Below are 25,486 nucleotides of genomic sequence, written 5' to 3'. Positions count from 1 at the left end.
GTGTACGAAGGTCCGGTCCAGGATCTGATCGACGAGCTGGGCAAGCTCCCCGGTGTCGGACCGAAGAGTGCGCAGCGCATCGCCTTCCACCTCCTCGCCGTCGAGGCGCCCGACATCGACCGCCTGCAGAAAGCTCTGCAGCGTGTTCGCGACGGAGTGCAGTTCTGCATCGTGTGCGGCACCGTCTCGGACAAGGAGATGTGCCGCATCTGCTCCGATCCCCGGCGGGATCGCACCATGATCTGCGTCGTAGAGGAGCCGAAGGACGTCCAGGCCGTCGAGCGCACTCGCGAGTTCAAGGGCCGCTACCACGTGCTCGGCGGTGCTCTCGATCCGCTCAGCGGCGTCGGTCCGGACCAACTCCGCATCCGTGAGCTGCTTACCCGCGTCGGCAATCAGGAGGACGGTGTCGACGTCTCGGAGGTCATCATCGCCACCGACCCCAACACCGAGGGCGAGGCGACGGCGACCTACCTGCTGCGCATGATGCGCGACTTCCCCGGTCTGAGCGTGACGCGCCTGGCATCCGGTCTGCCGATGGGCGGCGACCTCGAATTCGCCGACGAGCTCACGTTGGGCCGGGCGCTGTCCGGCCGCAACGTGATGCGCTAGCGCTTGAGTCGGTAGAGCCGCTCCGGCCGGCCGACGTTGCCGTAGTCGAGCGTCACCGTCACGCGGTTCACGTCGGAAAGGTACTCCAGGTAGCGCCGCGCGCTGGAGCGCGACATGCCCGTGCGTTCGGCCATCGCGCTCGCGGAGATCTCCGTCTCGTGGTCCCTGAGGTGCTGCTCCACCATCGTCAACGTCTCGCCGCTCAGCCCCTTGGGTAGACGGGTGGCCGCACCGCGAACTCCGAACGCCTTGTCGACGGCATCCTGCTCCGCCTCGGAGATGGCCGCCAACGACTCGCGGGTGTGCCGGTAGTGCTCGAGCCGCTCCTGCAGGGCGGAGAACTTGAACGGCTTGATCAGATAGTGCACGGCGCCGGCGCGTAGCGCCCTCTGAACCGACTCGGCCTCACGCTCGCTGGTGATGACCAGAACGTCCAGGTCAGGGATGATGTCGCGGAACGGGCCGATCAGATCGAGTCCGGTGACGCCCGGCAGGTGGACGTCCAGAAGCACCAGATCCGGCCGTGTCGACTCGACCTTCTCCAGCGCCTCCCTGGCCGTGTGCGCCACCCCGCACACCTCGAAGCCGTCCACCTTCGCCACGAACCCGGTGTGTACGCGCGCGACCATGAAGTCGTCGTCGACCACCAGAACCTTGAGCGTCATCGTTCGTCCCTCCCCACGCTCGCCCGGAAGACCGTCCAGCGCCTGCCGTCCTCGACTCTCTCACCCACCGACACCTCGCCGCCGCCGCGGCGACAGACGACGCGGACGAGGGCCAGGCCGAAACCGTGGCCGTCGAGCGACGTCCCCTTGGTACTCCACCCCTGTTCGAAGACCTTGTCGACGTCCGGAGCGTCGATGCCCGGGCCGTTGTCGGCGATCTCGACGTCGATACGGTCCTCGGTGGTCACGATGCGCACTCGTACGACCGGATCCGGTGTCCCGTGTTCCAGCAGCGCGTCCACAGCATTGTCGACGAGATTGCCGACGATGGTGCAGAGATCGCGGGAGCCGTCGTCGCTCGATCGGGGCAGATTCGAGGCGTCGTCGAGCGCAATGGTGACCGACCGTGCGGCCGCCGCACCGATCTTCGCGATCAGCAGGGCGGCGACCCCCAGATCGTCGATGCGGTCGGTGACGGTGGAGGTCAGCCGTTCTCGATGCTCGGTGATGCCGTCGACGTAGCGCTCGACCTCGTCGTACTCGCCGAGCTGCACCAGCCCCGAGATGGTGTGCAGCTGGTTGTCGAACTCGTGGATGTGTTCGCGCAGTGCGGTCGAACTGGTGCGGCTGATGTCGAGCTTGCTCTCGACGTCGCTGAGCTCCGTGCGGTCGCGGAACGTGGTGACCGTCGCGACCTTCCGACCGGCAGCCTCGATCGGGACGGTGTTGAAGACCAGGATGCGATCACCGGTGAGAACGAGTTGATCACCGTCGTCGCTGGGGTGGCGCAGGACGTCGAGCACGCGATCGTCGAGCCCCAGCTTCTCCACGTCCCGTCCGACACTGTCCTCGGGGAGACCGAGCATGTCGTGGGCGCTGCGGCTCAGCAGGACGACCCTGCCCGAAGGATCCAGTGCGACAACGGCTTCCTTCAGTCCCTCGAGCATGGCCTGACGTTGCCGGACGAGGTCCACGATCTCTCCGGCCTCCATGCCCATCGTCTGCCGCTTGACGCGTCGGGCAAGCAGGATGGAGCCCACGGCTCCCAGGACGGAGGCGACCGCGAGGTAGATGAGCAGGTCGGGGGTTGCCTGGCCGAGCCGCGCCCACACCGACGGGTACTCACGCCCGACGATGGCCACTCCCACGATCCGACCGTCGGCGTCGAGTACCGGGACCTGCGACTGGACGGACGCGTTCGGGGACAGTGCCGTGTTCTCGCTGGTCTCGGCCAGACCGGTCCAGGATCGGCCGGCGCGGGCTCCGGCACCCTCGGCGGCGGACTTCTGCCCGATCCGCGACGGATCCGTGGCGACGACGATGACGCCGTCGGGATCGGTGAGTTGTGCGTAGTCGAGGCCGGACACTGCGCGCACCGACTCCACGGCGCCCTGAAGCCCCGACCGGATGCGTGGCTGAGCAGAGGGCAGCAACTGCCGGACGGTAGGGCTGGCAGCCAGATTCTCCGCGGCGGACTGCACGCGCAGGCCCTGCTCACGTTGGAAGGTCGCGGACGCCTGCGCGAGCGAGAGGCCGCTGATGACCACGAGCACGGCGACGATGATGAGAAGCTGGAGTCCGAGCAGTTGTGACGAGAGGGTGCGGCGTGATCGAAGGAGATTCAGTCGCCGCCGCATCACCGCTGAACCGTACCGCCGGACGGTGCGGGAGTTCGCGCATCGGCGTGCACGGCCGGCGCGCACAATGAACACAATCCCGTTTGTGCACCAAAGGGTGACCGCAGTCACAAGATGCGCCACAGTGAGATCGTGCCCATGAACCGACGTCGCCGCATCAGCGCTCTCGCAGCGCTGCTGGTGGTGCTCTGCACGGCGATCGCCTGCAGTGCGGCGATGCCGTCCATGGTGACCGGGGTGGGGGAGCCGGGACTTCGTCTCATCGCTCCCTCCGTCGCCGGTGGCGGTTACGACCTGACCGCTCGCAGCTTGGCCCGAGGTTGGGCCGCGGAGGACGTCGTGGTGGACGACGTTCTCGTACTACCCGGATCGGGTGGCGTCGTGGGGCTCAATCGTCTTGCTCTGGAACAGGGCAACGATCGGCTCCTGCTGGTGATGGGACTGGGGCTGGTGGGCGCACTGTCCACCACCCCGTCCGATCACTCGATCACCGACGTCACTCCCATCGCCCGCCTGGTCACCGAACCCGAGGTCGTGCTCGTACCGGCGGCATCCCCGCTGCGTACGTTCGCCGACCTGCTCGATCGGTGGCGCTCGGACACGTCCGGTCTCCAGTTCGCCGGCGGGTCCGCCGAGGGGGGTCCGGACGGACTGTTCCGAACCCAGCTCGCTCGGGCCGTCGGAGTCGATCCGCGGGCGTCCGAGTACCGCGTCTACGACGGGGGCGGCGAGCTGCTTCCCGCCCTGCTCACCGGCCAGGTCGACGTGGCCACGACCGGCGTGAGCGAGTACCTCGACCAGATCGCGTCGGGCACCGTCCGTGTCCTCGCCGTCTCCAGCGCCGAGCGTATCGACGGTATCGACGCCCCCACCGTCCGCGAGCAGGGTGTGGACCTGGACTTCGACAACTGGCGGGGCATCCTCGCGCCGCCAGGACTGCCGCCCGACCGGGTCGACGCTCTGACCGCCCAGGTCGAGTCGTTGGTCGAATCCCCTGTGTGGCAGGAGATCCTGCTGCGCAACGGGTGGAGGGACGCTCTTCTCACCGGTGACGACTTCGCGTCGTTCCTGGACGAGCAGGCCGACCTCGTCCGCACCACGATCGGCCCACCCACCACCGGCTGACGCCGGCCCACCAGCTCGGTCCTCTGCGACAGCTGTGTCCTGAACACCCCGATCCACTCGATGAACCCCACTCGAAACACGAGGAGTAGTAACCATGTTGGTGATACTCGGCTTCCTCATGGTTGCCGCTTTCATGTTCCTGATCCTGACCAAACGTGCGACGCCCGTCGTCGCGCTGATCTTGGTGCCGGTCATCTTCGGTCTGTTCGCCGGAGCCGGCCTCGGCATCGGCGACATGATCACGGACGGCATCAAATCGCTCGCCCCGACCGCCGCGTTGCTGTTCTTCGCGATCATCTTCTTCGGCATCATGATCGACGTCGGACTGTTCGACCCGCTGGTGCGCGGCATCCTGCGCCTGGTGCGCAACGACCCGATGAAGCTGGTCGTCGGTACCGCCGTGCTGGCCATGGTCGTCTCGCTCGACGGTGACGGCTCCACGACGTTCATCATCGTGACGTCCGCGTTGCTGCCGCTCTACCTCAAACTCGGTGTCTCCCCGGTCATCCTGACCGTCGTCGCCGGTCTGGCCAACGGCACGATGAACATCATCCCGTGGGGTGGACCCACCGTCCGCGCCGCATCGGCACTGGGCATCTCGCCCTCCGACGTGTTCATCCCCATGGTGCCGTCCATGATCGCCGGCCTGATCATCGTGCTGCTCTTCTCGATCCACCTCGGCCTGATGGAGCGTCGCCGCCTCGGCTCGCTGGTCTACGACACGGAGCTCGTGGGAGCCGGCGTGGGTACCGACGGCACCGGAACCGGCAAGACCCGTCGCAGCACCGGAAGCGCCGACATCACCACCGGTGACGACGAGAACGACGGCAAGGCAGGTCAGTTCATCGACGGCCTCGACCCGAACCGCGACACCCTGCGTCCGAAGCTGCTCTGGTTCAACGCGATCCTGACCGTCACGCTCCTCGTCATCCTGGTCATGGACATCCTCCCCATCCCGGTGCTGTTCATGATCGCCGCCTCCATCGCGCTCACGTTCAACTTCCCGAAGGTCAAGGAGCAGGGCGAGGCCATCGCACGCCACTCCGCCTCGATCGTCTCCGTCGTCGCCATGGTGCTCGCCGCTGCCGTCCTCACCGGCGTGTTCTCCGGTACCGGAATGGTCGAGGCGATGGCCGAGTGGCTCCTCGGCGTCATCCCGGACGCCATGGGACCGTTCCTGGCCGTCATCACCGGAATCCTGTCGATCCCGCTGACGTTCTTCATGACCAACGACGCCTTCTACTTCGGCATCCTCCCGGTGCTCACCGAGACGGCCGCGCAGTACGGCATCGAGCCGGTCGAGATGGCACGCGCCTCGATCACCGGCCAGCCCGTCCACCTGCAGAGCCCGCTGGTCCCCGCCATCCTGCTGCTGGTCACCCTTGCCGGCGTCTCGCTCGCCGACCACCACCGCAAGGTCCTGTGGCGCGCCACCGTCGTCTCCTTGACGATGCTCGCCGTCGGCGTCCTCCTCGGCCAGATCCCCTTCGGCTGATCAGCATCCACGAGAAAGAGAACACACGATCATGAGTGTCGCCGTCGTTCACAACAGCTCCGACGAAGGCCGCAAAGCCCTCGGATCCGCACTCCAGCAGGCACGGGCGACCGGTACCGACCTGGTTGTGCTGCATGCGTACTCCGGTTCACCCGATCCCTCCTCGGAGGCCAAGGAGGCCGACGCGGTGGAGGAATCCATCAGGGCGTCGCTCTCGGCTCTCGGTGAATCCGAGGCGACGTGGACCCTGGCCGCAGCTCAGCCCGACCCCGATGCCACGACCACCCTGCTCGCGCTGATCGAGAAGTCCGGAGCCGAACTCCTCGTGGTGGGTTCGCGTCACCGGTCGGCCGTCGGAAAGTTCCTGATGGGCCAGTCGATCCAGCGTCTGCTTCTCGAAACACCGGTACCGGTGCTGCTCGTCAAGTCGTGAGCAGAGTTCGTACCGTCGCTGTGAGCGCCACCCGCTGGGTGGCGCTCACAGCCGTGTCCGTGGCCGGATGGTTCCTTCTCGACGCTGTGGGACTGACCGCCCCGTCACTGTTCGCGGCTCTCGTCGTCGCGGTTTTCTTCGCCCTGACGGGACTGGGTCCGCGCGCGGTCCCGCGGTTCGGGTCGATGGCGGCCCAGGGAACCCTGGCCGTGACGATCGGCCTGATGGTGGACATCGAGACTCTGGCTGCGTTGGGCGACAACTGGTTTCCCGCGGTGGCCATCGGGATCGCCACCTTGGCGGTCAGTGCCGGCTGCGGCGCACTTCTCGCACTGAACAAGGATGTGACGGCAGCGACGGGCATGCTGGCGTTGATCGCCGGCGGCGCCACCGGACTGGTGGCCACGGCGCGCGAACTCGGCGGAGACGAGCGTGTCGTCGCCGTCGTGCAGTACCTCCGCGTCGCTCTGGTCGTCGTGACGATGCCGCTGGTGGTCACCTTCGTGTTCCACGCGGACACGCATGCCGTCGAGCCTGCGGAACCCGTCGACGATGCGCTGCCGTGGTGGATCGGTGTGCTGTTCCTCGTCGGTGCCGTGCTGGTGGGCATCGCTCTGGGGCGGCTCGCGCGTCTTCCCGCACCCGCGACGCTGGGACCGTTGCTGGTGTCCGGCGCACTCGCTCTTCTCGGGTGGCCGGTGGGCATCGAGATCCCCCCGATCGTGCTCCCGATCGCCTTCCTGGTGATCGGATGGCAAGCGGGCTTGGCCTTCACGATGTCGAGCCTGCGTCTGATCGGTCGGCTCTTTCCCTACGCGTTCGCTCTCGTCGCGGGCATCGGAGTCATCTGCGCGCTGCTCGGCTGGGCGCTGTCCGCGTGGACGGGCACGAGCCTGCTGACGGGTTACCTCGCGACGACTCCGGGTGGGCTCGCGGCCGTGCTGGCTGTGTCCGCGTCGACAGGAAGCGACGTCACCTTCGTCGCCTGCGTGCAACTGATCCGCCTGGTGTCGATGCTGATCGCCGCACCGCTGATCGCCCAGCTGCTGATGCGCCGGGCGGCGCGGAAACCGGCCGAGGATCCGGTCTCGGTCTAGCGGCGCAGACGCTCGGTGCGCAGCTGCTCGACGTCGGCCAGGTGCAGCGGCTCGAGGGAGTGACCCAGAGCTGTCTCGAGCAGATGGTCCGCCAGTTCGGGATTGCGGGCCAGCGCCGGTCCGTGCATGTAGGTGCCGATCACCGAGCCCTGCACGACGCCCTCGTTGCCGTCGCCGACACCGTTGCCGACGCCGTGCTCGACACGCGCGAACGGTGCGGCATCGGGACCGAGAGTCGTACCGCCACGGTGGTTCTCGAAGCCGGTCAGCGTCTGGGTCAAGCGGTCGGACACCGGGCGGGTGATGACTTCACCGATCGACCGGGTCTCCTGCGGCGCCGTGGTGACGTTCAGCATCGAGACACCGTCGACGCGTTCGCCCGAGCTGGTCTCGTACCACTCGCCGAGTACCTGGATCGCTGCGCATATCGCGAGGACGGGAGCACCGCGTTCCGCGGCGCGCTGCAGACCCGGGTACCGCGCGAGGTGTTTGGTCGCCAAGCGCTGAGCCGAATCCTCCGCGCCACCGAGAACGTAGACGTCGAGGGAGTCCGGTACCGGGTCGGCGAGCGTGATGGAGACGATCTCGGCGTCGAGTCCGCGCATGAGCATGCGCTGGCGGAGCACCAGAGCGTTCCCGCTGTCGCCGTAGGTCCCCATGACGTCGGGGAGGACGAGTCCGATCCGGAAGTCAGACACCGGGAGCCTCCTTCGCCGTTTCGCGAGCCAAGGCGCGGCCGAGATCGCGGAACGCCGTGTAGTTCGCCAGGACCTCGACTCTGCCGGGAGGGCAGGACTCGATGGCGCGCAACGCATTCGGGACGACGCTGTGATCGGCGCCCGCATAGGTCAGGCGCACCCCGAGGTCGGTCGCGCGCTCACCGGCGGCGATCACCGTGGTGTTCTCGAAGTGCTCGAACCGCACGTCCCACAGCCACGACAGATCCTCGCCGTCGGGAACCTGGCCGTTGACGGCGATGACGAGACCGTCGGCGTCGGGGTCGATCATCGACAGCGCTTCCTGCCAACCGGCGGGATTCTTCGCCAGAAGCATTCGGACAGTGTGTGATCCGTACTGGATCGAGCTGTAGCGTCCGGCGACTTCACTGACGGCGCTGACGGCCGCCACGGCCTCCACCGGATCCGCGCCCATGGTGACGGCGGCTGCCACGGCCTGTGCCGCGTTGCCGCGGTTCGCGCGCCCCGGAAGCGTCAACGTCATCGGCAGGATCAGCCCGTCGGGTCCGTACAGATTGTCGTCGTCGAGCCACCACTGCGGTTCCGGGCGGGCGAATTCGCGACCGTCCTCGAGCGTTCCCGTGCTGCGCCAGTGCGCGCCGCTCCACTCGATCGGCTCGCCGGTGCGAGGGCAGCTGACCGAGTCGCCGACCCAGCCGCCGCCGGCCGCGACCCAGACCGTGCGGGGCGAGTCGTACGCGGCGGACGTCATGAGCACGTCGTCGCAGTTGGCCACCACCACGGTGTCGAGATGATCGCGCAGCCCGGCGCGCAGTTTGCGTTCGATCATGTTGATCTCGCCCACCCGGTCGAGCTGGTCGCGGCTGAGGTTGAGCAGCACCAGCACCTCGGGATTCACCGCGTCACACACGTGGGGAACATGCAGTTCGTCCACCTCGAGGGCCGCCAACGGGGCGGTGCGGCGGGAGTTCAGTGCGGCGACGATGCCGGCGTCCATGTTGGCGCCGTCGGCCTGCGTCGCCACGTCGCCGAGGGTGGCCAACGCGGCAGCGGTCATACGGGTCGTCGTCGACTTGCCGTTGGTTCCGGTCACCACGGCCGTGCGCCGGTTCGCGCCGAGGCGGGACATCAACGCCGGATCGATCTTCAGCGCGACCAGTCCGCCGATCATCGAACCCTTGCCGCGTCCGGCCTTCTGAGAGGCCCACGCCGCGGCCGATGCCGCGGACAGAGCCAGCCTGCCGCGGGCTCCGAGGTGCCGTCTGCTGCTGTCGATCATGATGACCGATCCTCCCATACGGCGAGGAAGTCAGGACGCCCCGAGGATCCGTTCGATGTCGTCGAGCACTGCCTGACCACCCTTCGGTCCGACACCGGTGATCCAGTACGACTGGTCGACGACGTGCGGCTGCGGGAACGTCGACGCGTTCGCCGTGATGGCCGCCGGCACCGATGCTGGGTCGTCCGGCGTGGCGGAGGTGATCACCACGAGGTCCGCGCGCGCCTGCGCGGCCAGTTCCGGTGACAGGTCCGCGCTGATCTCGTCGGACCATTCCGGGCGCGGCGGCGTCGTGAAGCCGGCGCATTCGAGCGTGCTGCCCGCGAAGGACAGGGGTCCGTACAGGGTCAGCAGACCGTCGCGGGGCCGGATCAGTTGCGCCGTGCGCCCGTCGGTGTCGAACCTGCCGGCGATGTCGTCGCACCGCTGCTCGTACTCGGCCAGCAGAGGTTCGCTGTCCCGTCCCAATGCGGAGCCGACGAATCGCACGTTGTCCTGCCACGGGTCGCTCTGCGACGCCATGAACACGGTGGGAGCGACCGCGGCAAGTTGGTCGTACAGCTCGCCGTGGCGCGTCTCTGTTCCCAGGATCAGGTCGGGCTGCAGGGCCGCGATGGCCTCGATCCGCGGTTCGGCGACCGTGCCGATCGTCGGGATACCGGACGCCTCGGCGCCTAGGTACGCCGGCACTCCGGCTGCCTCGCTCAGCACCGCGGTGCCGACCGGGACGACACCGAGCGCGACGCTGGTGTCGAGCTGCACGGGTTCGAGCGTCACGATCCGCAGCGGCGACGCGGGGACCTCGGTCTCGCCGCGCGCGTGGGAGACGAGGCGCGTTCCATCAGGCTCGCTCGCCTGCGTCGATGCGGCGGAACATGCGGTCGCAACGACGGCGACGACCGCGAGCAGGGCCGGGAGGACACGGGTAGATCTGGACATGAGGGCACCCTAAGTCACCACGCGGCGCCGTAGGGGTGTCAGGTTCGCTGGGCTGCGAGCGGCGCACCCTCGATCGCGGCGGCCGCGCGGGGTGAGCGACTCAGGCCCCACATGCAGCCGCCGATCACCACGACGGCACCGACCAGCGACAGGACGCTCGGAACTTCGTCGAGGACCAGCCAGGACGCGGCGATTCCGACGACCGGCACCAGCAGGGAGAACGGCGCGACGACACCGGCCGGGTACCGGCTGATCAGCACCGTCCACAGACCCGAGCCCGCGATCGTGCCGACCACCACGATGTACAGCAGTCCGAGCAGACCCGAGTACCGGCCGGTGGACACCGCGTCGCCGACGGCCGACCATCCGGCGGTGGGCCCCTCGGTCACGGCGGACAACGCGAACAGCGGCAGAGGCGGAACGACGCACATCCACAGCATCAGTCGCATCGGCTCCTTCGACGCGGCCAATCTGTTGCCGAGGTTGCCGAAAGCCCAGCTCAGGCCGGCGAGCAGCGTCAGCAGCACCGGAAGCAGAGTCGCGTTGTGCGCCCTGTCCCACCCGATCAGCACCATCCCGCCGACGGCGACACCGATGCCGAGCCACTGGCGAGGGCCGACGTGTTCGCGGAGCAACAGGGCACCGAGAACCACCGTGAACGGTGCGGACGACTGGAGCACCAACGACGCCAGTCCGGTAGGCATGCCGGCGTTCATGGCGGCGAAGAGGAAGGCGAACTGCAGGAGTCCGAATCCGACGCCGTACAGCAGGAGCCACTTCAGCGGGACGTTCGGGCGGCGCACGAACAGCACGACCGGGACGGCGATGACGGCGAATCGGAGCGCTGCGAAGAAGAAGGGCGGGAACTGGTCGAGGCCTGCACGGATCGCCAGGAAGTTGAGCCCCCAGACCACGACGACGATCAGTCCGAGCAGGCGGTCGCGAGTGGTCATGAACCCAGTGTCCTCACCGGCATAGGTAAGGACAATCGAATAATTATGAGCTAGCAATGTAGCGTTGCTTCATGAATGTCGAGCGCCTCAGAGTCCTCCGCGAGCTGGCCGACCGAGGCACCGTCGGAGCCACCGCGGAGGCGCTGTCGATGACACCGTCGGCGGTGTCCCAGCAGCTCAAGCTGCTGACGAAGGAAGCGGGCGTCGCCCTTCTCGAACCCGACGGACGCCGGGTCAGGCTCACGGCGGCAGGACGCGCACTGGTTCCGCACGCCGACGACGTGCTGGCAGCGCTCGGGCGGGCATCGGACGAGATGGCGTCGTACCGCGGGAGCGCACGCGGAACCGTGCGACTGGCACTCTTCCCGTCCGGCGCCGCGCTGCTCCTGCCGGGTGTGCTCGACCGGCTCTCGGGTGCCGGGGTCGTCGTCGACGCACGCGACGAGGATGTCCCCGCCTCGTCCGTCCCGGCACTGCTCGCCGACTACGACGTGGTGCTCACCCATCGAGACGAACGAGCACCCACCATCGCGTCGGAACGCGTGGAGGTGCGCACGTTGATGCGGGAGCCCATCGATCTGGTGCTACCACCGTCGCATCCGCTCGCTCATCGCGAGTCGGTCGACATCGAGGAATTGTCCGACGAGCAGTGGATCAGCGTGCGGGGCGGCTTCCCGGTGGACGACGTCCTGCTCTCCATCGCGACCGTCACCGGCGTGACTCCCCGAGTCATCATGCGCATCAACGACTTCCGCCTGACCGAGGAGCTTGTCGCTCACGGGCACGGCATCGCATTGATGCCGCGCTACGCCTCCGCCCACCCGCGCGTCGCGAAGTGCCGACTGGCCGGAGTGAAAGCCGCGCGGATCTACGACGTCGCCACCCGCCCCCGAGCGGCCGAACGACCCGCCGTCGCGGCGGTGCTCGACGCGCTCGAGGCGCAGGTAGCGGCAGTCGCTCCGTGACCTACTGGGCGCGGGCAGCCCTGTTCACGGCCGACACCACGGCGCGCAGGGATGCGGTGGTGATCGACGTGGCGATGCCGACACCCCAGACGGATACCTCGGCGCCGCCCGGCAGGCGGACGGCAGCTTCGACGTAGGCCGCGGCCTGCGCGTCGTCGCCCGCCGACATGGCGTGCTCGGAGTAGTCGAGGACGCTCACCCCGTAGCCGATGGATCCGAGTGCGTCGACGAATGCGGCGAGAGGCCCGTTGCCTTCACCGGTGATCTCCTGCTCGGTGCCCTCGACCTTGACGGTGGCGGCGATGGAGTCGGTGCCACCGTCCTCCTCGGCCGCGGTGACTCGCTGCCGGATGCGCTCGAGGGGAACGATCGGAGCCAGGTACTCCTCCGAGAACACGTCCCACATGGCCTTGGGCGACACCTCGCCACCCTCGCCGTCGGTGACGCGCTGCACGGCCGAGGAGAACTCGATCTGCAGCCGTCGCGGCAATGCGAGGCCGTGGTCCGACTTCATGATGTACGCGACGCCGCCCTTGCCGGACTGCGAATTGACGCGGATGACGGCCTCGTAGGTGCGGCCGACGTCCTTCGGGTCCACAGGCAGGTAGGGCACCTGCCACAGGACGTCGTCGACATCCATGTCCTGCTCGTCGGCGGACACCTTCATCGCGTCGAGGCCCTTGTTGACCGCGTCCTGGTGGCTTCCCGAGAATGCGGTGTAGACCAGGTCACCGCCGTAGGGGTGCCGCTCGTGAACCGGCAACTGGTTGCAGTATTCGACCGTGCGGCGGATCTCGTCGATGTTGGAGAAGTCGATCTGGGGGTCGACGCCACGCGTGAAGAGATTGAGCCCCAGGGTGACCAGGCAGACGTTGCCGGTGCGCTCACCGTTGCCGAAGAGGCAGCCCTCGATGCGATCCGCGCCGGCCTGGTATCCCAGTTCGGCTGCGGCGACGCCGGTTCCACGGTCGTTGTGGGGGTGCAGGCTCAGCACGATGGAGTCGCGGCGTGCCAGGTTGCGGTGCATCCACTCGATCGAGTCGGCGTAGACGTTGGGCGTCGCCATCTCGACCGTCGCCGGGAGGTTGAGGATCATCGGGTGATCCGGTGTGGGAGCGATGATCTCGGTGACCGCGTCACACACCTTCTTGGCGTACTCCAGCTCGGTTCCGGTGTAGGACTCGGGCGAGTACTCGTAGCGCCAGTCCGTGTCGGGGAACTTGGCCGCTTCCTCGAGAACCTTGCGGGCACCGTCGGTGGCGATCTTCTCGATCGCGTCGGGATCGGCGCGGAAGACGACGCGGCGCTGCAGGATCGACGTGGAGTTGTAGAAGTGCACGATGACGCTGCGGGCGCCCTCGCACGCGACGAAGGTGCGCTCGATCAGCTCGGGGCGGCACTGCGTCAGCACCTGGATGGTGACGTCGTCGGGAATTGCGCCGTCCTCGATGATCTCGCGGACGAAATCGAAGTCCGTCTGGCTCGCGGACGGGAAACCGACCTCGATCTCCTTGTAGCCCATGCGAACCAGGAGATCGAACATCCGGCGCTTGCGTGCCGGGCTCATCGGATCGATCAGCGCCTGGTTACCGTCGCGCAGGTCCACCGCGCACCACTGAGGTGCCCGGTCGATGACCTTGTCGGGCCAGGTGCGGTCGGGGAGCGTCAGCGGCTCGACTTCTTCCGCGAACGAGCGGTAGCGGAACGTCGGCATCGACGAGTTCTTCTGGGTGTTCCAGACGGGCTGATCGGATGGCGCAGGCTTGGTCGGGGTGGTGACGTTGCGTGAGCCGGATACGAATGCGTCGGCGGGTGACATCGATTGTTCTCCGTTGTGAGGAAGGGGTCGACCGGCGCCGAAAAGACCCGCGACAGGGAGCCGGTCTGAGAATCAGACCCCGTCGCGGCGACGAAGGAGAAGGGCGAACCCGGCGCCGAACATGCGCGTCACCTTACTCCGTCGGCTCCCCCGAGGACACCGCCACCGCTCATCCGTCGACGGTTCGGGCTCGGAACGTGCCCAGATCGTCCACCGTCGCACCGTCCGGAGTGCGACTGCACGCCGCCAGGAGGTCGTAACCGATCGCGTCGACAGCCAGGTGGGACGGCCATACCGTCGCCGCCCACTCCCTGTCGTCGCTCACGGCGTGTTCGGCGGCGAGGGCGGCCCCGACCAGTTCGAACTGGACGTCGCGGCGCACTGTCATGGCGGCATCGTCACTGGGCGCCACGCGGTGCAGCAGGTCCACCAGGTCCGATGATGCCGCCATGACGCGCGCGTCGCACCAGTTCAGGCATCGCCGATGCGCATGGCGGCCGACGACCCACATCGCGGCCAGGGCGCAGGCGACACCGATGCAGGTCTCGACGAAGCGTTCCCATGCCAGCGGCCAGGCCTGCGCGCCCGGGTGCGACGCCCCGCCGATCAGCAGGGCCAGCGGGGTGATGAACATGACGGCGATGCCGTAGTTGCGGGCGATGAACAGTTCGATGAGGAACTGCAGGGCCATCAGCACGAGGACCAGGACGACTCCGCTCGGCGACAGCGAGAACACCACGGCGAACAGCACGACACCGGCGGCGGTTCCGACCAGTCGATGCAGAGCCCGCACGGTTCCTCGGGGCCGGTCCAGTCCCTGCTGCAGCACGAGGACCGCGCCGATCACGGCCCAGTCCGGTCTGCCGAGTCCGACCACGACCGCGATCAGACCGGCCACCGACGACGCACACAGCACTCGCATCGCCGTGGTCGTGGCGTGGGAGTCGCGGTCGAGTGCGCGCACCAGCCGGAACGTGACGGACGGCCGCGCCATCGGCACGGTCGGACGGCTCCCGGACTCGACATGGACCGCATCGGAGACGTGCTGGGGGTCCGTCGGCAGACCGTCGACGGTCCGGGCGAACTCGAGGTGTGCGGCGCGCAGTCGCAGGACCAGCGGATCGTCGATGCGCCGCGCGGGAATGCGGGCGTCGTGCAGCGCGGACCACGCCTTGTCGACGGACACGGCCGCGCGGTGACGAGCAGCGACGGCGGTGTCGGCCTCGTCCCGCGCCGCGGCGAAGGCGCTCACGGTCCGTTCCGCGGCGATCACCGCGTCCCGTTCGGGCTTCGAGAAGTCGCGCACCGCGGGTGCCATCGACACGAGCAACGCCCACACGGCTCCCAGAGCGACACACACGGAGTTGACGGCGGCCGAGACACCGGCCTGCGGCACCACGGTGGCGATGGCGCAGGTCAGGACGAAGAAGAACGCGCCGGGAGGACCGAGTCGCAGCGCGTCGACGACGAACGTGGCGACGGTTCCCAGCGCCGTGAGCACCACGACGACGAGGACGGCGCCGAGCACCGTGTCGCGGGGATCGGCGTACTGGCCCACCAGTCCGCCGGCGGTGGCGGACAGCACCAGTGCGAGTCCCGCGAGGAGGACCACGGACCACCGCGAACGGAACGGGCGTCCCTCGCCGTAGACCACCGCGAAACCGCCGGCCGCCGTCAGCAGCGCCTCCGTCTGGAAGCCGCCGGCGAGCAGTGCCAGCGCCGGAACGCCGAATGCTGCCGCCGACCGCAGGCCACCGGGCCATCGGGGACCGACGGACGGCAGCGCGACGAACAGACTGCGGCGTCGGTGGCGAGGCGGGAGGGCGGAGGGGTCGGGGGCGGTCACCATCAGATGGTAGGCAGGCACGCGATTCACCCGGCACCGCTGCAGGTCGGTAGGCTCCACAACCGGTTCGCCGAATACATACACCCCGACGCAGGAGGTAGCACCAGCGTGGCACTCGTCGTTCAGAAGTACGGAGGATCCTCGGTGGCGACCGCCGAGCGGATCCGGCGCGTCGCTGAACGGATCGTCGAGACCAAGCGCAAGGGCCACGACGTGGTCGTGGTCGTCTCCGCGATGGGTGACACGACGGACGAGCTGCTCGACCTCGCGCAGCAGGTCTGCCCCGCACCGCCGGCGCGCGAGATGGACATGTTGCTCACCTCGGGTGAGCGCATCTCCAACGCGCTCGTCGCGATGGCCATCCATTCCCTCGGCGCCGAGGCGCGGTCCTTCACCGGATCGCAGGCCGGTGTCGTCACCACCAGCGTGCACGGCAACGCCAAGATCATCGACGTCACGCCCGGCCGCGTCCGTGACGCTCTCGACGAGGGCTCGATCGTTCTCGTCGCCGGATTCCAGGGCGTCAGCCAGGACAGCAAGGACGTCACGACGCTCGGACGAGGTGGCTCCGACACCACCGCCGTCGCGCTTGCGGCAGCGCTGAACGCCGACGTCTGCGAGATCTACACCGACGTCGACGGCATCTTCACCGCCGACCCGCGCATCGTTCCCGACGCCCGACACCTCGAGAAGGTCTCGTTCGAGGAGATGCTCGAGATGGCGGCGTGCGGCGCCAAGGTGCTCATGCTGCGCTGCGTCGAGTACGCGCGTCGCTACAACGTTCCCGTGCACGTCCGCTCGTCGTACACCACCAAGCCAGGGACCATCGTGTCCGGATCCATGGAGGACATTCCAGTGGAAGAAGCCATTCTCACCGGTGTCGCGCACGATCGCAGCGAGGCCAAGGTCACGGTCGTCGGCCTGTCGGACCAGCCGGGTTTCGCCGCCAAGGTGTTCCGGGCGGTCGCGGACTCCGAGATCAACATCGACATGGTCCTGCAGAACGTCTCCCGCATCGACACGGGGAAGACCGACATCACCTTCACGTGCCCCAAGGCCGACGGTCCCACCGCCGTGGAGAAGTTGACCAAGCTGCAGGGTGAGATCGGCTTCACCAAGGTCCTCTACGACGACCACATCGGCAAGGTCTCGCTCATCGGTGCCGGCATGAAGTCGCACCCCGGCGTCACCGCGACGTTCTGCGAAGCGCTCGCCGACGCGGGCATCAACATCGACCTCATCAGCACCTCGGAGATCCGGATCTCCGTGCTGACCAAGGACTCCGAGCTCGACGAGGCCGTTCGCGTGCTGCACGCCGCGTTCGGACTCGGCGGCGACGAGATCGCCGTCGTGCACGGCGGAACCGGAAGGTAGAACCACCATGACCACGAACTCCACAGGCTTGAACATCGGAGTGGTCGGCGCTACCGGCCAGGTCGGTGCCGTCATGCGGACCCTGTTGGCGGAGCGCAAGTTCCCCGTCGCGTCGATCCGCTTCTTCGCGTCCCCACGGTCCGCCGGCAAGACGCTCCCGTGGGGCGACGGTGAGATCACCGTGGAGGACGCCTCGACTGCGGATCCCACGGGTCTGGACATCGCGCTCTTCTCGGCCGGCGCGACCATGTCCCGTGAGCAGGCGCCGCGCTTCGCCGCCGCCGGTGTCACCGTCATCGACAACTCCTCGGCGTGGCGTAAGGATACCGACGTTCCGCTCGTGGTCAGCGAGGTGAACCCGGAGGCGACGAAGAACCTCGTCAAGGGCATCATCGCGAACCCGAACTGCACGACGATGGCAGCGATGCCGGCCCTGAAGGTGCTGCACGACGAGGCCGGACTGCAGCGTCTGATCGTCTCGAGCTACCAGGCCGTGTCGGGAAGCGGATTGGCCGGCGTCGAGGAACTGGCGACACAGGCTCGCGCGGTGATCGCGGATGCCGAGAAGCTGGTGCACGACGGTAGCGCGGTGAGCTTCCCCGATCCGAAGGTCTACACAGCACCCATCGCCTTCAACGTCTTGCCGCTCGCCGGGTCGCTCGTCGACGACGGCAGCGGAGAGACCGACGAGGACCAGAAGCTGCGCAACGAGTCGCGCAAGATCCTGGGACTCCCGGATCTCCTGGTCAGCGGAACCTGTGTCCGCGTGCCCGTGTTCACCGGACACTCGTTGTCCATCAACGCCGAGTTCGCGAACCCGCTGTCGGTGGAGCGAGCGACGGAACTGCTGGCGTCGGCACCCGGTGTCCGCCTGGTCGACGTTCCGACGCCCTTGCAGGCAGCGGGAGCGGACGAGTCGTTGGTGGGACGTATCCGTCAGGATCCCGGTGTGCCCGACGGACGTGGGCTGGCGCTGTTCGTCTCCGGCGACAACTTGCGAAAGGGCGCGGCGCTGAACACCATTCAGATCGCCGAACTGTTCCTCGGGTAGTTCGCGCTCAGCTCTCGATCGCGCGGAGGCCGGCGGACGATTCCCGACACGGCACGTAGCCGCCGAGGATCGAACTCCAGGTCCAGAGGTTGCCGCCCAGGCGGTAGCGCCCGTGCGGTCGCCCCGCGTCGAGTGCTGTCGCTTCTCCGTTCACGACGGCCATCAGCATGACGTCCTCGGTGACCACACCCACCACCATGGCTCCGACGTCGGACATGTCGGGAGCGTCCCGGGTGGCGTCGTCGAAGGTCGAGGAGTCCAGGTTCGAGGTGTCGTGTGCCGGTTCCATGACGGCCTCGGTGCCCTCCGGCGCATGCAGGAAGCCGGAATCGTGTGAGCATCCGTCGGCCTGACACTGTTCGAACCCGGAGATGCTCTCGAGGCGATCCATCAGCGGCCACAGATCCGACGAATGCCACGCCGACATACCTCGACCGGAGGAATATGCCTCGGTCCATGCCGCCATCAGCGCCGTGAATTCTTCGACCACCGGGCCGTGTCGGTACCAGCAGCGGGGAACACGGTCCGTCAGTTCGTACCGGTCACGGAGCCACCAGACCCAGTCGGTGACCTCGTCCCACAGGCGCGCGGCATCGTCCGAGTCGAGGTAGCGCCACGCGAACCGGGCGGATCTGCTCGCGCGGGACCTGTCGTCGGCTCGGTGACCGGAGAAACCGCCGTACGTAGACATCGTGTCCTTGCCGGCCGGGCGCCATGGTGTTGCGCCCGACCTGCTCGTGGAGTGGCCGGATGGTGCGCGGCGGCCTCTGTTCGAACGCCCTGCACGTCGAGAGTCGCGCGCGAACCCGTGGGTGCCCGAGACGCGCGCGATACGAATCGTGATCGACACTAAGGGGCCGCGTCGGAGGTGCGCAACTGGGCGATGTACAGCAGACGACCAAAGATGTTGGCTGTGATCGGAATCCGATCCGGCTCCGGTGTCGGGGCCGATTGTGCGGGCGTAAGCCGGTGAGCTACCCGATGACCTGCGCCGCTCCCGTCAGAAGGCGGCTTTCGGAATGGCGATCCACAGCACGAGGTAGATCACGAACTGCGGCCCCGGAAGGATGCAGGACAGCACGAAGAGCAGTCGGACGAGGCCGGGACTGATTCCGAAACGTTCGGCGAGGCCACCGCAGACGCCGGCGACCACCTTGCTCTGTCGTGAACGGGTCAACTTTCGTGCCGGGCTGGTCATCGTGGGACCTCTTCTTCGTCGGTGACGTGTCGTCGCGGGTCGGACACCACGGCAACGTGCGGCGCCGGTGCCGGGTTCCCGTGCCGCAGTCGTGCGACGACGGTGATCGCTCGACATCAGTGTTCGTGCGAGGTCAGTGTTCGTGCGACGTTCTCGGCGCGGTCCTCGTCCGTACACGGCTCACCTCGACACTGGCCGCATGCGCATCGTGCAGGTGGCCAACTTCTACGGACCTCGTTCGGGCGGTCTGCGGACGGCCGTGGACCAGCTCGGAGCGGGCTACGTCGCTCGCGGCCACGAGGTCACGGTCATCGTCCCCGGCGACGTCCACTCCGAAACGATGTCCGCCACCGGGGTGCATCGCATCACCGTCCCGTCCACCCGGCTCCCGATGACCGGTGGCTACCGGGTGGCGAGGCCGTCCGTGACGGCCGACGTCGCGGCGAGTCTGCGACCGGACGTGCTCGAGATCTCGGACCGTCTGACCCTGCGTGGCCTCGGAACATGGGCGCGCCACAGAGGGATTCGCAGCGTGATGATCTCCCACGAGAGACTGGACCGACTGCTCGGACAGGTGTTGCCTGCCCCGGTCGCGCGCGCGGCGGCGGACGTCGCCAACAGGCGGTCCGTCCTCGGTCACGACGCGGTGGTGTGCACCACCGCGTTCGCGCAGGAGGAGTTCGACCGGATCGGCGCCGACGCGCACCGCATCGCACTCGGGGTGGACCTCGAGTTGTTCCACCCGTCGCGTCGCCATCGCAACGAGGGCCGGATGATCCGGCTGGTGCACTGTGGACGACTGTCGGTGGAGAAGCACGCCGAGCGCAGCGTCGACGCCTTGGCACACCTGCGCCGCGAGGGCATCGACGCACGCCTGGTGGTGGTGGGAGACGGTCCGCGGCGGGCCGCGCTCGAGCGGCGCGCCGAGGGGCTGCCCGTGCACTTCGCCGGGTTCGTCTCCGACCGCGAACACGTCGCACGGTTGCTCGCCGAGGCGGACGTCGCGGTCGCTCCCGGCCCGCACGAGACGTTCGGGCTGGCGGCTCTGGAGGCGCTGGCGTCGGGCACACCCGCGGTGGTCTCGGGAACGTCTGCGCTGGCCGAGATCGTCACCCCGGACTGCGGCGCAGCGGTGGCCAATCGTTCCCGCGACTTCGCCGAGGGCATCGCCGCGACCCTGGCGCTCCCCTCGGGCGGACGGCCGACGGCTCGGGCGAGGGCGGAGCAGTACGGCTGGCCGACGGCAGTGGAGTCGATGCTGGGCGTGATGTCCGGGCGGTGACGGTCAGAAGGCGTAGCGCACGCGCAGCCACGGTGCCCGCGCCGCGATCAGGTCGGTCAGCTCGGCGACGGCGCGCGACTTGACGTCGATGCGGTACCGCACGTTGTCGGCTCCGTTCTGCGAGCGCTTCGCCTCCTGGACCCGCGGCGTCCACAACACGTCCTCGGCCTTCGGATGCCATCCGAGATCGACCTCGTGCAGGTCCTGGTTGTGGGTGAGCGTGATGATCTCGACCGCGGCCTGGCGCTTGAAGGCGTCACCCGTCTGCTCGGCGATCTGCTCGATCAGCGCGGCCCATCGTTCCTGCCATCCGGGGGAGAGCACCACCGGGGAGAAGTTCAGGTGTACCTCGTAGCCGGCGTCGACGAACTCGTCGAGGACTGCGATCCGCTCGTCCATCGGTGACGTGCGGATGTCGAGCAGTCTCGACTCCTGGTGGGGCATGAGGGAGAACCGGATGCGCGTTCCACCGCGCGGTCGGAGTTCGAGGAGCTCCCGATTGACGTACTTCGTGGCGAAACTGGCCTTCGCGCCGTCCCACCCCGCGAACGCGTGGACGAGGTCCGCGACGTTGTCGCTGATGGTGGCGTCGACGCTGCAGTCACTGTTCTCGCCGATGTCGTACACCCAGTCGACGGGATCGCACTGGTTCGGTGCCGGCTTGGGTCCTTGGCGACGGACGTGGCGTCCGAGGTATCCGACGATCTTGTCGATGTTCGTGAAGACGGTGACGGGGTTGGCGTAGCCCTTGCGGCGGGGTACGTAGCAGTAGGCGCACGCCATGGCGCACCCGTTGGCGGTCGACGGTGCGATCCAGTCCGCCGAGCGCCCGTTGGGACGAGCCGTCAACGACTTCTTGACTCCCAGCACCAGGTCCTCGGTCTTGACGCGCACCCAGCGGTCGATGTTCCCGGCGTTGCCGTGCAGCTCCGGTATCTGCCAATGGGAGTCGACGTCGATGATCTCCGCGTCGGGAAACCGCGCGAGAACTTCCTGGCCGCGGAGATCGGCCAGAGCGTCGGGCTCGGCCCAGATGCGTCGGACCTGCAGCAACGGCGAACGAGACCGCGTGACGGAAGGTGTCATGTCCACGGTCCAGATCTATCAGGACCCACCGACAAACAAACTTACAATCAGTCTGGACTGTTTGTTGATTTCTCGGTATGGTCCTCCGTGTGACCGAGACCACCGCACGAGACGAGGCACCGCCCGTCCGCCGAACTCAGGCCGAGCGCACTGCCGGAACACGAGCGACGCTTCTCGACGCGGCGATCGCCACGCTGGTCGACGTCGGATACTCGCGGGCCAGCACGCAGGAGATCGCGCGGCGTGCCGGGGTGTCGCGCGGCGCGCAACTGCATCACTTCCCGACGAAGGAGACCCTCGTGGTCGCTGCCGTGGAGCGCCTGGTCGAGCGACGGCTCGAGGAGATCGTGGGAAGCGACCGCGACGGACCGGTCGGGCCCGCTCTGCTCCTCGAGGCCTTCTCCGGGCCGCTGTTCCACGCCGCACTCGAACTGTGGGTCGCCGCGCGGACCGATCGTGCCCTGCATGCAGCCATGGAGCCGCTCGAGCGCCGTGTCACCGAGGTCCTGCAGGACGGTGGACGCCAGATCTTCGGGGACCGGATGTCTCCCGTCGCTCTCGAACTGAGTATCGAACTTGCCCGCGGGATGGCTGTGTCGGCCATCTTCCGAACACCCGAGGAGGAACGCGAGATGCGTGAACGAGTGCTGCCGGAATGGGAACGTGCGGTGATGACGTCATGACCGCATCGCCGACCTCGCCCGAGGCTCGACCCGTGTCCCTGCCGGCGCACGTCGACGTCCTGGTCGTCGGATCCGGTTTCGCCGGGATGGGCGTCACGGAGCGCATCCTGCGCGCCGATCCCACCGCGGACGTTCTCATCATCGAGCGCGCTCACGACGTGGGTGGGACATGGCGCGACAACACCTATCCCGGTGTGGCGTGCGATGTTCCGACGTCGCTGTACTCGTTCTCCTTCGCCCCGCATGCGAACTGGAGCCACACCTTCGCGCGCGGACCTGAGATCTACGACTACCTCCGCGGTGTCGCCGACGGCTTCGGTATCCGGGAGCGTCTGATCACCGGATGTGCCCTCCTCGGGGCGCAGTGGGACGACGAACGGTGCCTGTGGAGGGTGAGCACCGAACTGGGCGATCTGACCGCACGCGTCCTGGTGGCCGCCACCGGAACACTCTCCACGCCCAAGCTTCCGGACGTTCCCGGCTTGGAGTCCTTCACGGGCCACACCTTCCACTCCGCGACGTGGGACCACGACTACGACCTGACCGGCAAGCGTGTCGCCGTCGTCGGTACCGGTGCGTCCGCAATCCAGTTCGTCCCCGAGATCGCTCCCGTCGTCGAGCACCTGCACGTCTTCCAGCGCACCCCGGCGTGGGTCATCCCGCGGATGGACCGCACCCGCGGTCCGGTCGAGCGGTGGTTCTACCGACGCGCGCCGTGGACGCTCGAGGCGCAACGCGGTGCGATCTACGCCTACCGCGAGATGTACGTCGAGATGATGGCCAAGCGGCCCAAGCTCCTGTCGATCGCGCACTCGATCGCCACGGGCTTCCTCCGACTGAAGGTGCGCGACGGCGGACTCCGGAAGCGCCTCACTCCGGGCTACACCATCGGCTGCAAGCGCATGCTGCTGTCGAACGACTGGTACGACACCCTGCAGCGCCCCGACGTCGAGCTGGTCGATTCCGGTCTCGCCTCCGTGACACCCACCGGCGTCGTCGATCGTGACGGCCGCGAACGTGAGGTGGACGCGATCGTCTTCGGTACGGGTTTCACCCCGACCGAACCTCCCGTCGCACATCTGGTTCGGGACAGCGCCGGCACGACGTTGGCGCAGCGGTGGGGCGGCAGTCCGCGCGCGTACCGCGGTACGACGATGTCCGGCTTCCCCAACCTCTTCCTGATGTACGGACCGAACACCAATCTGGGACACAGCTCCATCGTCTACATGCTCGAATCGCAGGCCGCGTACGTCGAATCCGCGCTGCGGGAGATGGCGAACCGGGGTGTCGACGCGGTGGACGTCGAGCCGGCGGCCGTGGACGACTGGAACCGCAGTCTCGATGTCGATCTCGCCGGGACGGTGTGGAACACGGGCGGATGTTCGAGCTGGTATCTGGACAAGAGCGGCCGCAACTCGGCCATGTGGCCGACCTTCACCTGGAAGTACCGCAAGGCGACGTCGGTCTTCGACATCGACAACTACCGAACAGTGCGGCGGGCCGTCACCGACCCCCGCCTCGAGCCGGAGGTCACCGCATCATGAAGAACACCTACGACGTGATCGTCATCGGATCGGGCTTCGGCGGCAGCGTCACCGCACTGCGGCTCACCGAGAAGGGATACCGCGTCGGTGTCCTCGAGTCGGGCCGCCGTTTCGAGGACGACGAGCTCCCCAAGACGAGCTGGCGCCTCCGGAAGTACCTGTGGGCTCCCATCATCGGGTGTTACGGGCTGCAGCGGATCCACCTGCTGCCCAACGTTCTGGTGATGGCCGGAGCCGGTGTCGGTGGCGGATCGCTGAACTACGCCAACACGCTCTACCAGCCGCCGAGTCGGTTCTTCGAGGATCCGCAGTGGGGCGACATCACCGACTGGGAAGCGGAGATGACTCCGTACTACGCCCAGGCTCGTCGCATGCTGGGAGTCGAGGACAACCCGACGATCACTCCGGCCGACAAGATCATGCGCGACATCGCCGAGGAGATGGGCGTCGGCGACACCTTCAGCACAACTCCCGTCGGCGTGTTCTTCGGAGCTCCGGGACAGAAGGGCCGCGACGTTCCCGACCCCTATTTCGGAGGCGCGGGTCCCACGCGCACCGGGTGTACCGAGTGCGGTTCGTGTATGACGGGCTGCCGGGTCGGCGCGAAGAACACGTTGGTCAAGAACTACCTGTACCTCGCCGAGAAGGCTGGAGCTGCAGTGCATCCGCTGACCACCGTCACCTCGGTTCGTCCCCGTGAAGGCGGCGGATACGAGGTCCGTACCCGTCGCACCGGAGCCAAACTGCGGCGGCGCGAGACGGTGATGACCGCCGATCACGTGGTGTTCGCGGCAGGGACCTACGGAACGCAGAAGCTGATGCTCGCGATGAAGGAGACCGGCCAGCTGCCGAACCTGTCGGACAAGCTCGGATCGGTCGTGCGCACCAATTCCGAGGCCGTGCTCGCGGCGACCGCACGCGATCGGCAGGTCGACTACACCGAGGGTGTCGCCATCACCTCCTCGTTCCATCCCAACGATCACACGCACATCGAGCCGGTGCGATACGGCAAGGGAAGCAACGCGATCGGGCTCCTGCAGACCGTGCTGAGCGACGGTGGGGGTCGACTGCCGCGTCCGTTGAAGACACTGGGCGTGGCGATGCGTCACCCGGCGGCCGCTGTCCGCAGCCTGTCGGTCCGGAACTGGTCCGAGCGCACCGTCATCGCGTTGGTCATGCAGACCGACGACAACTCGCTCGAACTCGGCTCGGCGAAGGGACGATTCGGCCGCAGACTCACGTCGCGTCCCGGCGGAGGTACGCCGCCTCCCAAGTGGATCCCGGAAGGCCACGTGGCCATCCGGAAGGCCGCCGACAAGATCGGCGGAGACGCGGGCGGCTCGTTCGCGGACGTGTTCGACATCCCGATGACGGCCCATTTCCTGGGCGGCTGCGTCATCGGAGCAACGCCCGAACGCGGAGTGGTCGATCCGTACCACCGCGTGTTCGGACACGACGGACTTCACGTGGTCGACGGCTCGGCCGTCAGCGCCAATCTGGGTGTGAACCCGTCGCTGACGATCACCGCGCAGGCCGAGCGGGCGATGGCGTTGTGGCCCAACAAGGGTGAGCAGGATCAGCGCCCTCCGGTGGGGGCCGACTACACCCCCGTTGCGCCGGTCAAGCCGGTCTCGCCGGTGGTGCCCGCGGAAGCACCCGGCGCACTTCGGTTGCCCCTCACGGTCATCGGTCACTGACGGTCGGT

Annotated in this window: 23 protein-coding genes; 12 read left to right on the top strand and 11 right to left on the bottom strand. The window is 67.8% G+C overall.

What is annotated here, in order from left to right; translation table 11 throughout:
* Positions 1-612, top strand: coding sequence for a recombination mediator RecR (gene recR / locus ASG64_RS08790; protein ID WP_042575016.1), 612 nt, complete (start codon positions 1-3; stop codon positions 610-612).
* Here recR and ASG64_RS08785 read toward each other — a convergent pair.
* A complete protein-coding gene (locus tag ASG64_RS08785; RefSeq protein WP_156388303.1) occupies positions 609-1,277 on the bottom strand; it encodes a response regulator in 669 nt (222 codons plus the stop codon). The two genes, recR and ASG64_RS08785, sit on opposite strands and share 4 nt — an antisense overlap.
* The gene (locus ASG64_RS08780; RefSeq protein WP_056072120.1) at positions 1,274-2,914 is read right to left on the bottom strand and encodes a sensor histidine kinase; all 1,641 of its coding nucleotides are present in this window, start codon (positions 2,912-2,914) and stop codon (positions 1,274-1,276) included. Before ASG64_RS08780 ends, ASG64_RS08785 begins: the two co-directional genes overlap by 4 nt.
* Positions 2,915-3,052: 138 nt before the next feature.
* Between ASG64_RS08780 and ASG64_RS08775 the strand changes: the two genes are divergently transcribed.
* From ASG64_RS08775 to ASG64_RS08760, 4 genes are all read left to right on the top strand, one after another.
* Positions 3,053-4,039, top strand: coding sequence for a Bug family tripartite tricarboxylate transporter substrate binding protein (locus ASG64_RS08775; RefSeq protein WP_056072963.1), 987 nt, complete (start codon positions 3,053-3,055; stop codon positions 4,037-4,039).
* A gap of 94 nt (positions 4,040-4,133) precedes the next feature.
* Positions 4,134-5,534: a CitMHS family transporter gene (locus tag ASG64_RS08770; protein ID WP_042575013.1), complete on the top strand. Its 1,401-nt coding sequence runs from the start codon at positions 4,134-4,136 to the stop codon at positions 5,532-5,534.
* A 31-nt stretch (positions 5,535-5,565) separates the two neighbouring features.
* Entirely contained in the window at positions 5,566-5,967 is a 402-nt protein-coding gene (locus tag ASG64_RS08765) for a universal stress protein (protein WP_042575012.1), read from the top strand.
* 20 nt (positions 5,968-5,987) lie between these two features.
* On the top strand, positions 5,988-7,064 hold the full coding sequence (locus ASG64_RS08760; protein WP_200933429.1) for an AbrB family transcriptional regulator: 1,077 nt from the start codon (positions 5,988-5,990) through the stop codon (positions 7,062-7,064).
* On the opposite strand, the gene ASG64_RS08755 is transcribed toward ASG64_RS08760, so the two are convergent.
* The 4 genes from ASG64_RS08755 to ASG64_RS08740 are packed head-to-tail and all read right to left on the bottom strand — an operon-like array spanning position 7,061 to position 10,933.
* Positions 7,061-7,762: a type 1 glutamine amidotransferase gene (locus ASG64_RS08755; protein WP_268793319.1), complete on the bottom strand. Its 702-nt coding sequence runs from the start codon at positions 7,760-7,762 to the stop codon at positions 7,061-7,063. The two genes, ASG64_RS08760 and ASG64_RS08755, sit on opposite strands and share 4 nt — an antisense overlap.
* A complete protein-coding gene (locus tag ASG64_RS08750) occupies positions 7,755-9,041 on the bottom strand; it encodes a Mur ligase family protein (protein ID WP_042575938.1) in 1,287 nt (428 codons plus the stop codon). The genes ASG64_RS08755 and ASG64_RS08750 overlap by 8 nt, the downstream gene beginning before the upstream one ends.
* Before the next feature lie 30 nt (positions 9,042-9,071).
* Positions 9,072-9,980: an ABC transporter substrate-binding protein gene (locus tag ASG64_RS08745; protein WP_056072114.1), complete on the bottom strand. Its 909-nt coding sequence runs from the start codon at positions 9,978-9,980 to the stop codon at positions 9,072-9,074.
* Positions 9,981-10,018: 38 nt separating this feature from the next.
* Positions 10,019-10,933, bottom strand: a complete 915-nt coding sequence (locus ASG64_RS08740) for an EamA family transporter (protein WP_056072112.1) — start codon at positions 10,931-10,933, stop codon at positions 10,019-10,021.
* 71 nt (positions 10,934-11,004) lie between these two features.
* On the opposite strand from ASG64_RS08740, the gene ASG64_RS08735 reads away from it, so the two are divergent.
* Positions 11,005-11,898, top strand: a complete 894-nt coding sequence (locus ASG64_RS08735) for a LysR family transcriptional regulator (RefSeq protein WP_042575927.1) — start codon at positions 11,005-11,007, stop codon at positions 11,896-11,898.
* Position 11,899: 1 nt separating this feature from the next.
* Here ASG64_RS08735 and leuA read toward each other — a convergent pair whose 3' ends face one another.
* Together leuA and ASG64_RS08725 are read right to left on the bottom strand one after the other, a co-directional pair.
* The gene (gene leuA, locus ASG64_RS08730; RefSeq protein WP_042575928.1) at positions 11,900-13,717 is read right to left on the bottom strand and encodes a 2-isopropylmalate synthase; all 1,818 of its coding nucleotides are present in this window, start codon (positions 13,715-13,717) and stop codon (positions 11,900-11,902) included.
* A gap of 169 nt (positions 13,718-13,886) precedes the next feature.
* Entirely contained in the window at positions 13,887-15,563 is a 1,677-nt protein-coding gene (locus ASG64_RS08725) for an FUSC family protein (RefSeq protein ID WP_156388302.1), read from the bottom strand.
* 108 nt (positions 15,564-15,671) lie between these two features.
* Here ASG64_RS08725 and ASG64_RS08720 point away from each other — a divergent pair, with 108 nt between their 5' ends.
* The gene (locus tag ASG64_RS08720; RefSeq protein WP_042575929.1) at positions 15,672-16,937 is read left to right on the top strand and encodes an aspartate kinase; all 1,266 of its coding nucleotides are present in this window, start codon (positions 15,672-15,674) and stop codon (positions 16,935-16,937) included.
* Between the two features lie 7 nt (positions 16,938-16,944).
* On the top strand, positions 16,945-17,988 hold the full coding sequence (locus ASG64_RS08715) for an aspartate-semialdehyde dehydrogenase (protein WP_056072107.1): 1,044 nt from the start codon (positions 16,945-16,947) through the stop codon (positions 17,986-17,988).
* A gap of 7 nt (positions 17,989-17,995) precedes the next feature.
* On the opposite strand, the gene ASG64_RS08710 is transcribed toward ASG64_RS08715, so the two are convergent.
* Together ASG64_RS08710 and ASG64_RS08705 are read right to left on the bottom strand one after the other, a co-directional pair.
* Positions 17,996-18,679, bottom strand: a complete 684-nt coding sequence (locus ASG64_RS08710; protein WP_052493358.1) for a DUF4913 domain-containing protein — start codon at positions 18,677-18,679, stop codon at positions 17,996-17,998.
* Between the two features lie 309 nt (positions 18,680-18,988).
* Positions 18,989-19,186, bottom strand: a complete 198-nt coding sequence (locus tag ASG64_RS08705) for a PspC domain-containing protein (RefSeq protein WP_042575931.1) — start codon at positions 19,184-19,186, stop codon at positions 18,989-18,991.
* A 199-nt stretch (positions 19,187-19,385) separates the two neighbouring features.
* Here ASG64_RS08705 and ASG64_RS08700 point away from each other — a divergent pair, with 199 nt between their 5' ends.
* Positions 19,386-20,468 carry a glycosyltransferase gene (locus ASG64_RS08700; RefSeq protein WP_056072104.1) on the top strand — a complete coding sequence of 361 codons (1,083 nt, stop codon included), beginning with the start codon at positions 19,386-19,388 and terminating at the stop codon, positions 20,466-20,468.
* A gap of 3 nt (positions 20,469-20,471) precedes the next feature.
* Here ASG64_RS08700 and ASG64_RS08695 read toward each other — a convergent pair whose 3' ends face one another.
* A complete protein-coding gene (locus ASG64_RS08695; RefSeq protein ID WP_056072101.1) occupies positions 20,472-21,554 on the bottom strand; it encodes a spore photoproduct lyase family protein in 1,083 nt (360 codons plus the stop codon).
* An 89-nt stretch (positions 21,555-21,643) separates the two neighbouring features.
* On the opposite strand from ASG64_RS08695, the gene ASG64_RS08690 reads away from it, so the two are divergent.
* The 3 genes from ASG64_RS08690 to ASG64_RS08680 are packed head-to-tail and all read left to right on the top strand — an operon-like array spanning position 21,644 to position 25,478.
* On the top strand, positions 21,644-22,237 hold the full coding sequence (locus ASG64_RS08690; protein ID WP_231568760.1) for a TetR/AcrR family transcriptional regulator: 594 nt from the start codon (positions 21,644-21,646) through the stop codon (positions 22,235-22,237).
* The gene (locus tag ASG64_RS08685) at positions 22,234-23,781 is read left to right on the top strand and encodes a flavin-containing monooxygenase (RefSeq protein WP_442971121.1); all 1,548 of its coding nucleotides are present in this window, start codon (positions 22,234-22,236) and stop codon (positions 23,779-23,781) included. Before ASG64_RS08690 ends, ASG64_RS08685 begins: the two co-directional genes overlap by 4 nt.
* The gene (locus tag ASG64_RS08680; protein WP_056072096.1) at positions 23,778-25,478 is read left to right on the top strand and encodes a GMC oxidoreductase; all 1,701 of its coding nucleotides are present in this window, start codon (positions 23,778-23,780) and stop codon (positions 25,476-25,478) included. Before ASG64_RS08685 ends, ASG64_RS08680 begins: the two co-directional genes overlap by 4 nt.
* Positions 25,479-25,486 lie beyond the last annotated feature (8 nt).

Origin of the sequence: Rhodococcus sp. Leaf247 (assembly GCF_001426185.1) — a bacterium.
Lineage (GTDB): Bacteria > Actinomycetota > Actinomycetes > Mycobacteriales > Mycobacteriaceae > Rhodococcoides.
The sequence above is the reverse complement of the archived record's forward strand: the minus strand, read 5'-3'. Positions and strand labels throughout refer to the sequence as shown.

Bases quoted from the DNA above. Each gene is read 5' to 3' on its own strand.
- ASG64_RS08785 (WP_156388303.1), bottom strand. From the start codon at position 1,277: ATGACGCTCAAGGTTCTGGTGGTCGACGACGACTTCATGGTCGCGCGC.
- ASG64_RS08780 (WP_056072120.1), bottom strand. From the start codon at position 2,914: ATGCGGCGGCGACTGAATCTCCTTCGATCACGCCGCACCCTCTCGTCA.
- ASG64_RS08775 (WP_056072963.1), top strand. From the start codon at position 3,053: ATGAACCGACGTCGCCGCATCAGCGCTCTCGCAGCGCTGCTGGTGGTG.
- ASG64_RS08770 (WP_042575013.1), top strand. From the start codon at position 4,134: ATGTTGGTGATACTCGGCTTCCTCATGGTTGCCGCTTTCATGTTCCTG.
- ASG64_RS08765 (WP_042575012.1), top strand. From the start codon at position 5,566: ATGAGTGTCGCCGTCGTTCACAACAGCTCCGACGAAGGCCGCAAAGCC.
- ASG64_RS08750 (WP_042575938.1), bottom strand. From the start codon at position 9,041: ATGATCGACAGCAGCAGACGGCACCTCGGAGCCCGCGGCAGGCTGGCT.
- ASG64_RS08745 (WP_056072114.1), bottom strand. From the start codon at position 9,980: ATGTCCAGATCTACCCGTGTCCTCCCGGCCCTGCTCGCGGTCGTCGCC.
- ASG64_RS08740 (WP_056072112.1), bottom strand. From the start codon at position 10,933: ATGACCACTCGCGACCGCCTGCTCGGACTGATCGTCGTCGTGGTCTGG.
- ASG64_RS08735 (WP_042575927.1), top strand. From the start codon at position 11,005: ATGAATGTCGAGCGCCTCAGAGTCCTCCGCGAGCTGGCCGACCGAGGC.
- leuA (WP_042575928.1), bottom strand. From the start codon at position 13,717: ATGTCACCCGCCGACGCATTCGTATCCGGCTCACGCAACGTCACCACC.
- ASG64_RS08715 (WP_056072107.1), top strand. From the start codon at position 16,945: ATGACCACGAACTCCACAGGCTTGAACATCGGAGTGGTCGGCGCTACC.
- ASG64_RS08710 (WP_052493358.1), bottom strand. From the start codon at position 18,679: ATGTCTACGTACGGCGGTTTCTCCGGTCACCGAGCCGACGACAGGTCC.
- ASG64_RS08705 (WP_042575931.1), bottom strand. From the start codon at position 19,186: ATGACCAGCCCGGCACGAAAGTTGACCCGTTCACGACAGAGCAAGGTG.
- ASG64_RS08700 (WP_056072104.1), top strand. From the start codon at position 19,386: ATGCGCATCGTGCAGGTGGCCAACTTCTACGGACCTCGTTCGGGCGGT.
- ASG64_RS08695 (WP_056072101.1), bottom strand. From the start codon at position 21,554: ATGACACCTTCCGTCACGCGGTCTCGTTCGCCGTTGCTGCAGGTCCGA.
- ASG64_RS08685 (WP_442971121.1), top strand. From the start codon at position 22,234: ATGACCGCATCGCCGACCTCGCCCGAGGCTCGACCCGTGTCCCTGCCG.
- ASG64_RS08680 (WP_056072096.1), top strand. From the start codon at position 23,778: ATGAAGAACACCTACGACGTGATCGTCATCGGATCGGGCTTCGGCGGC.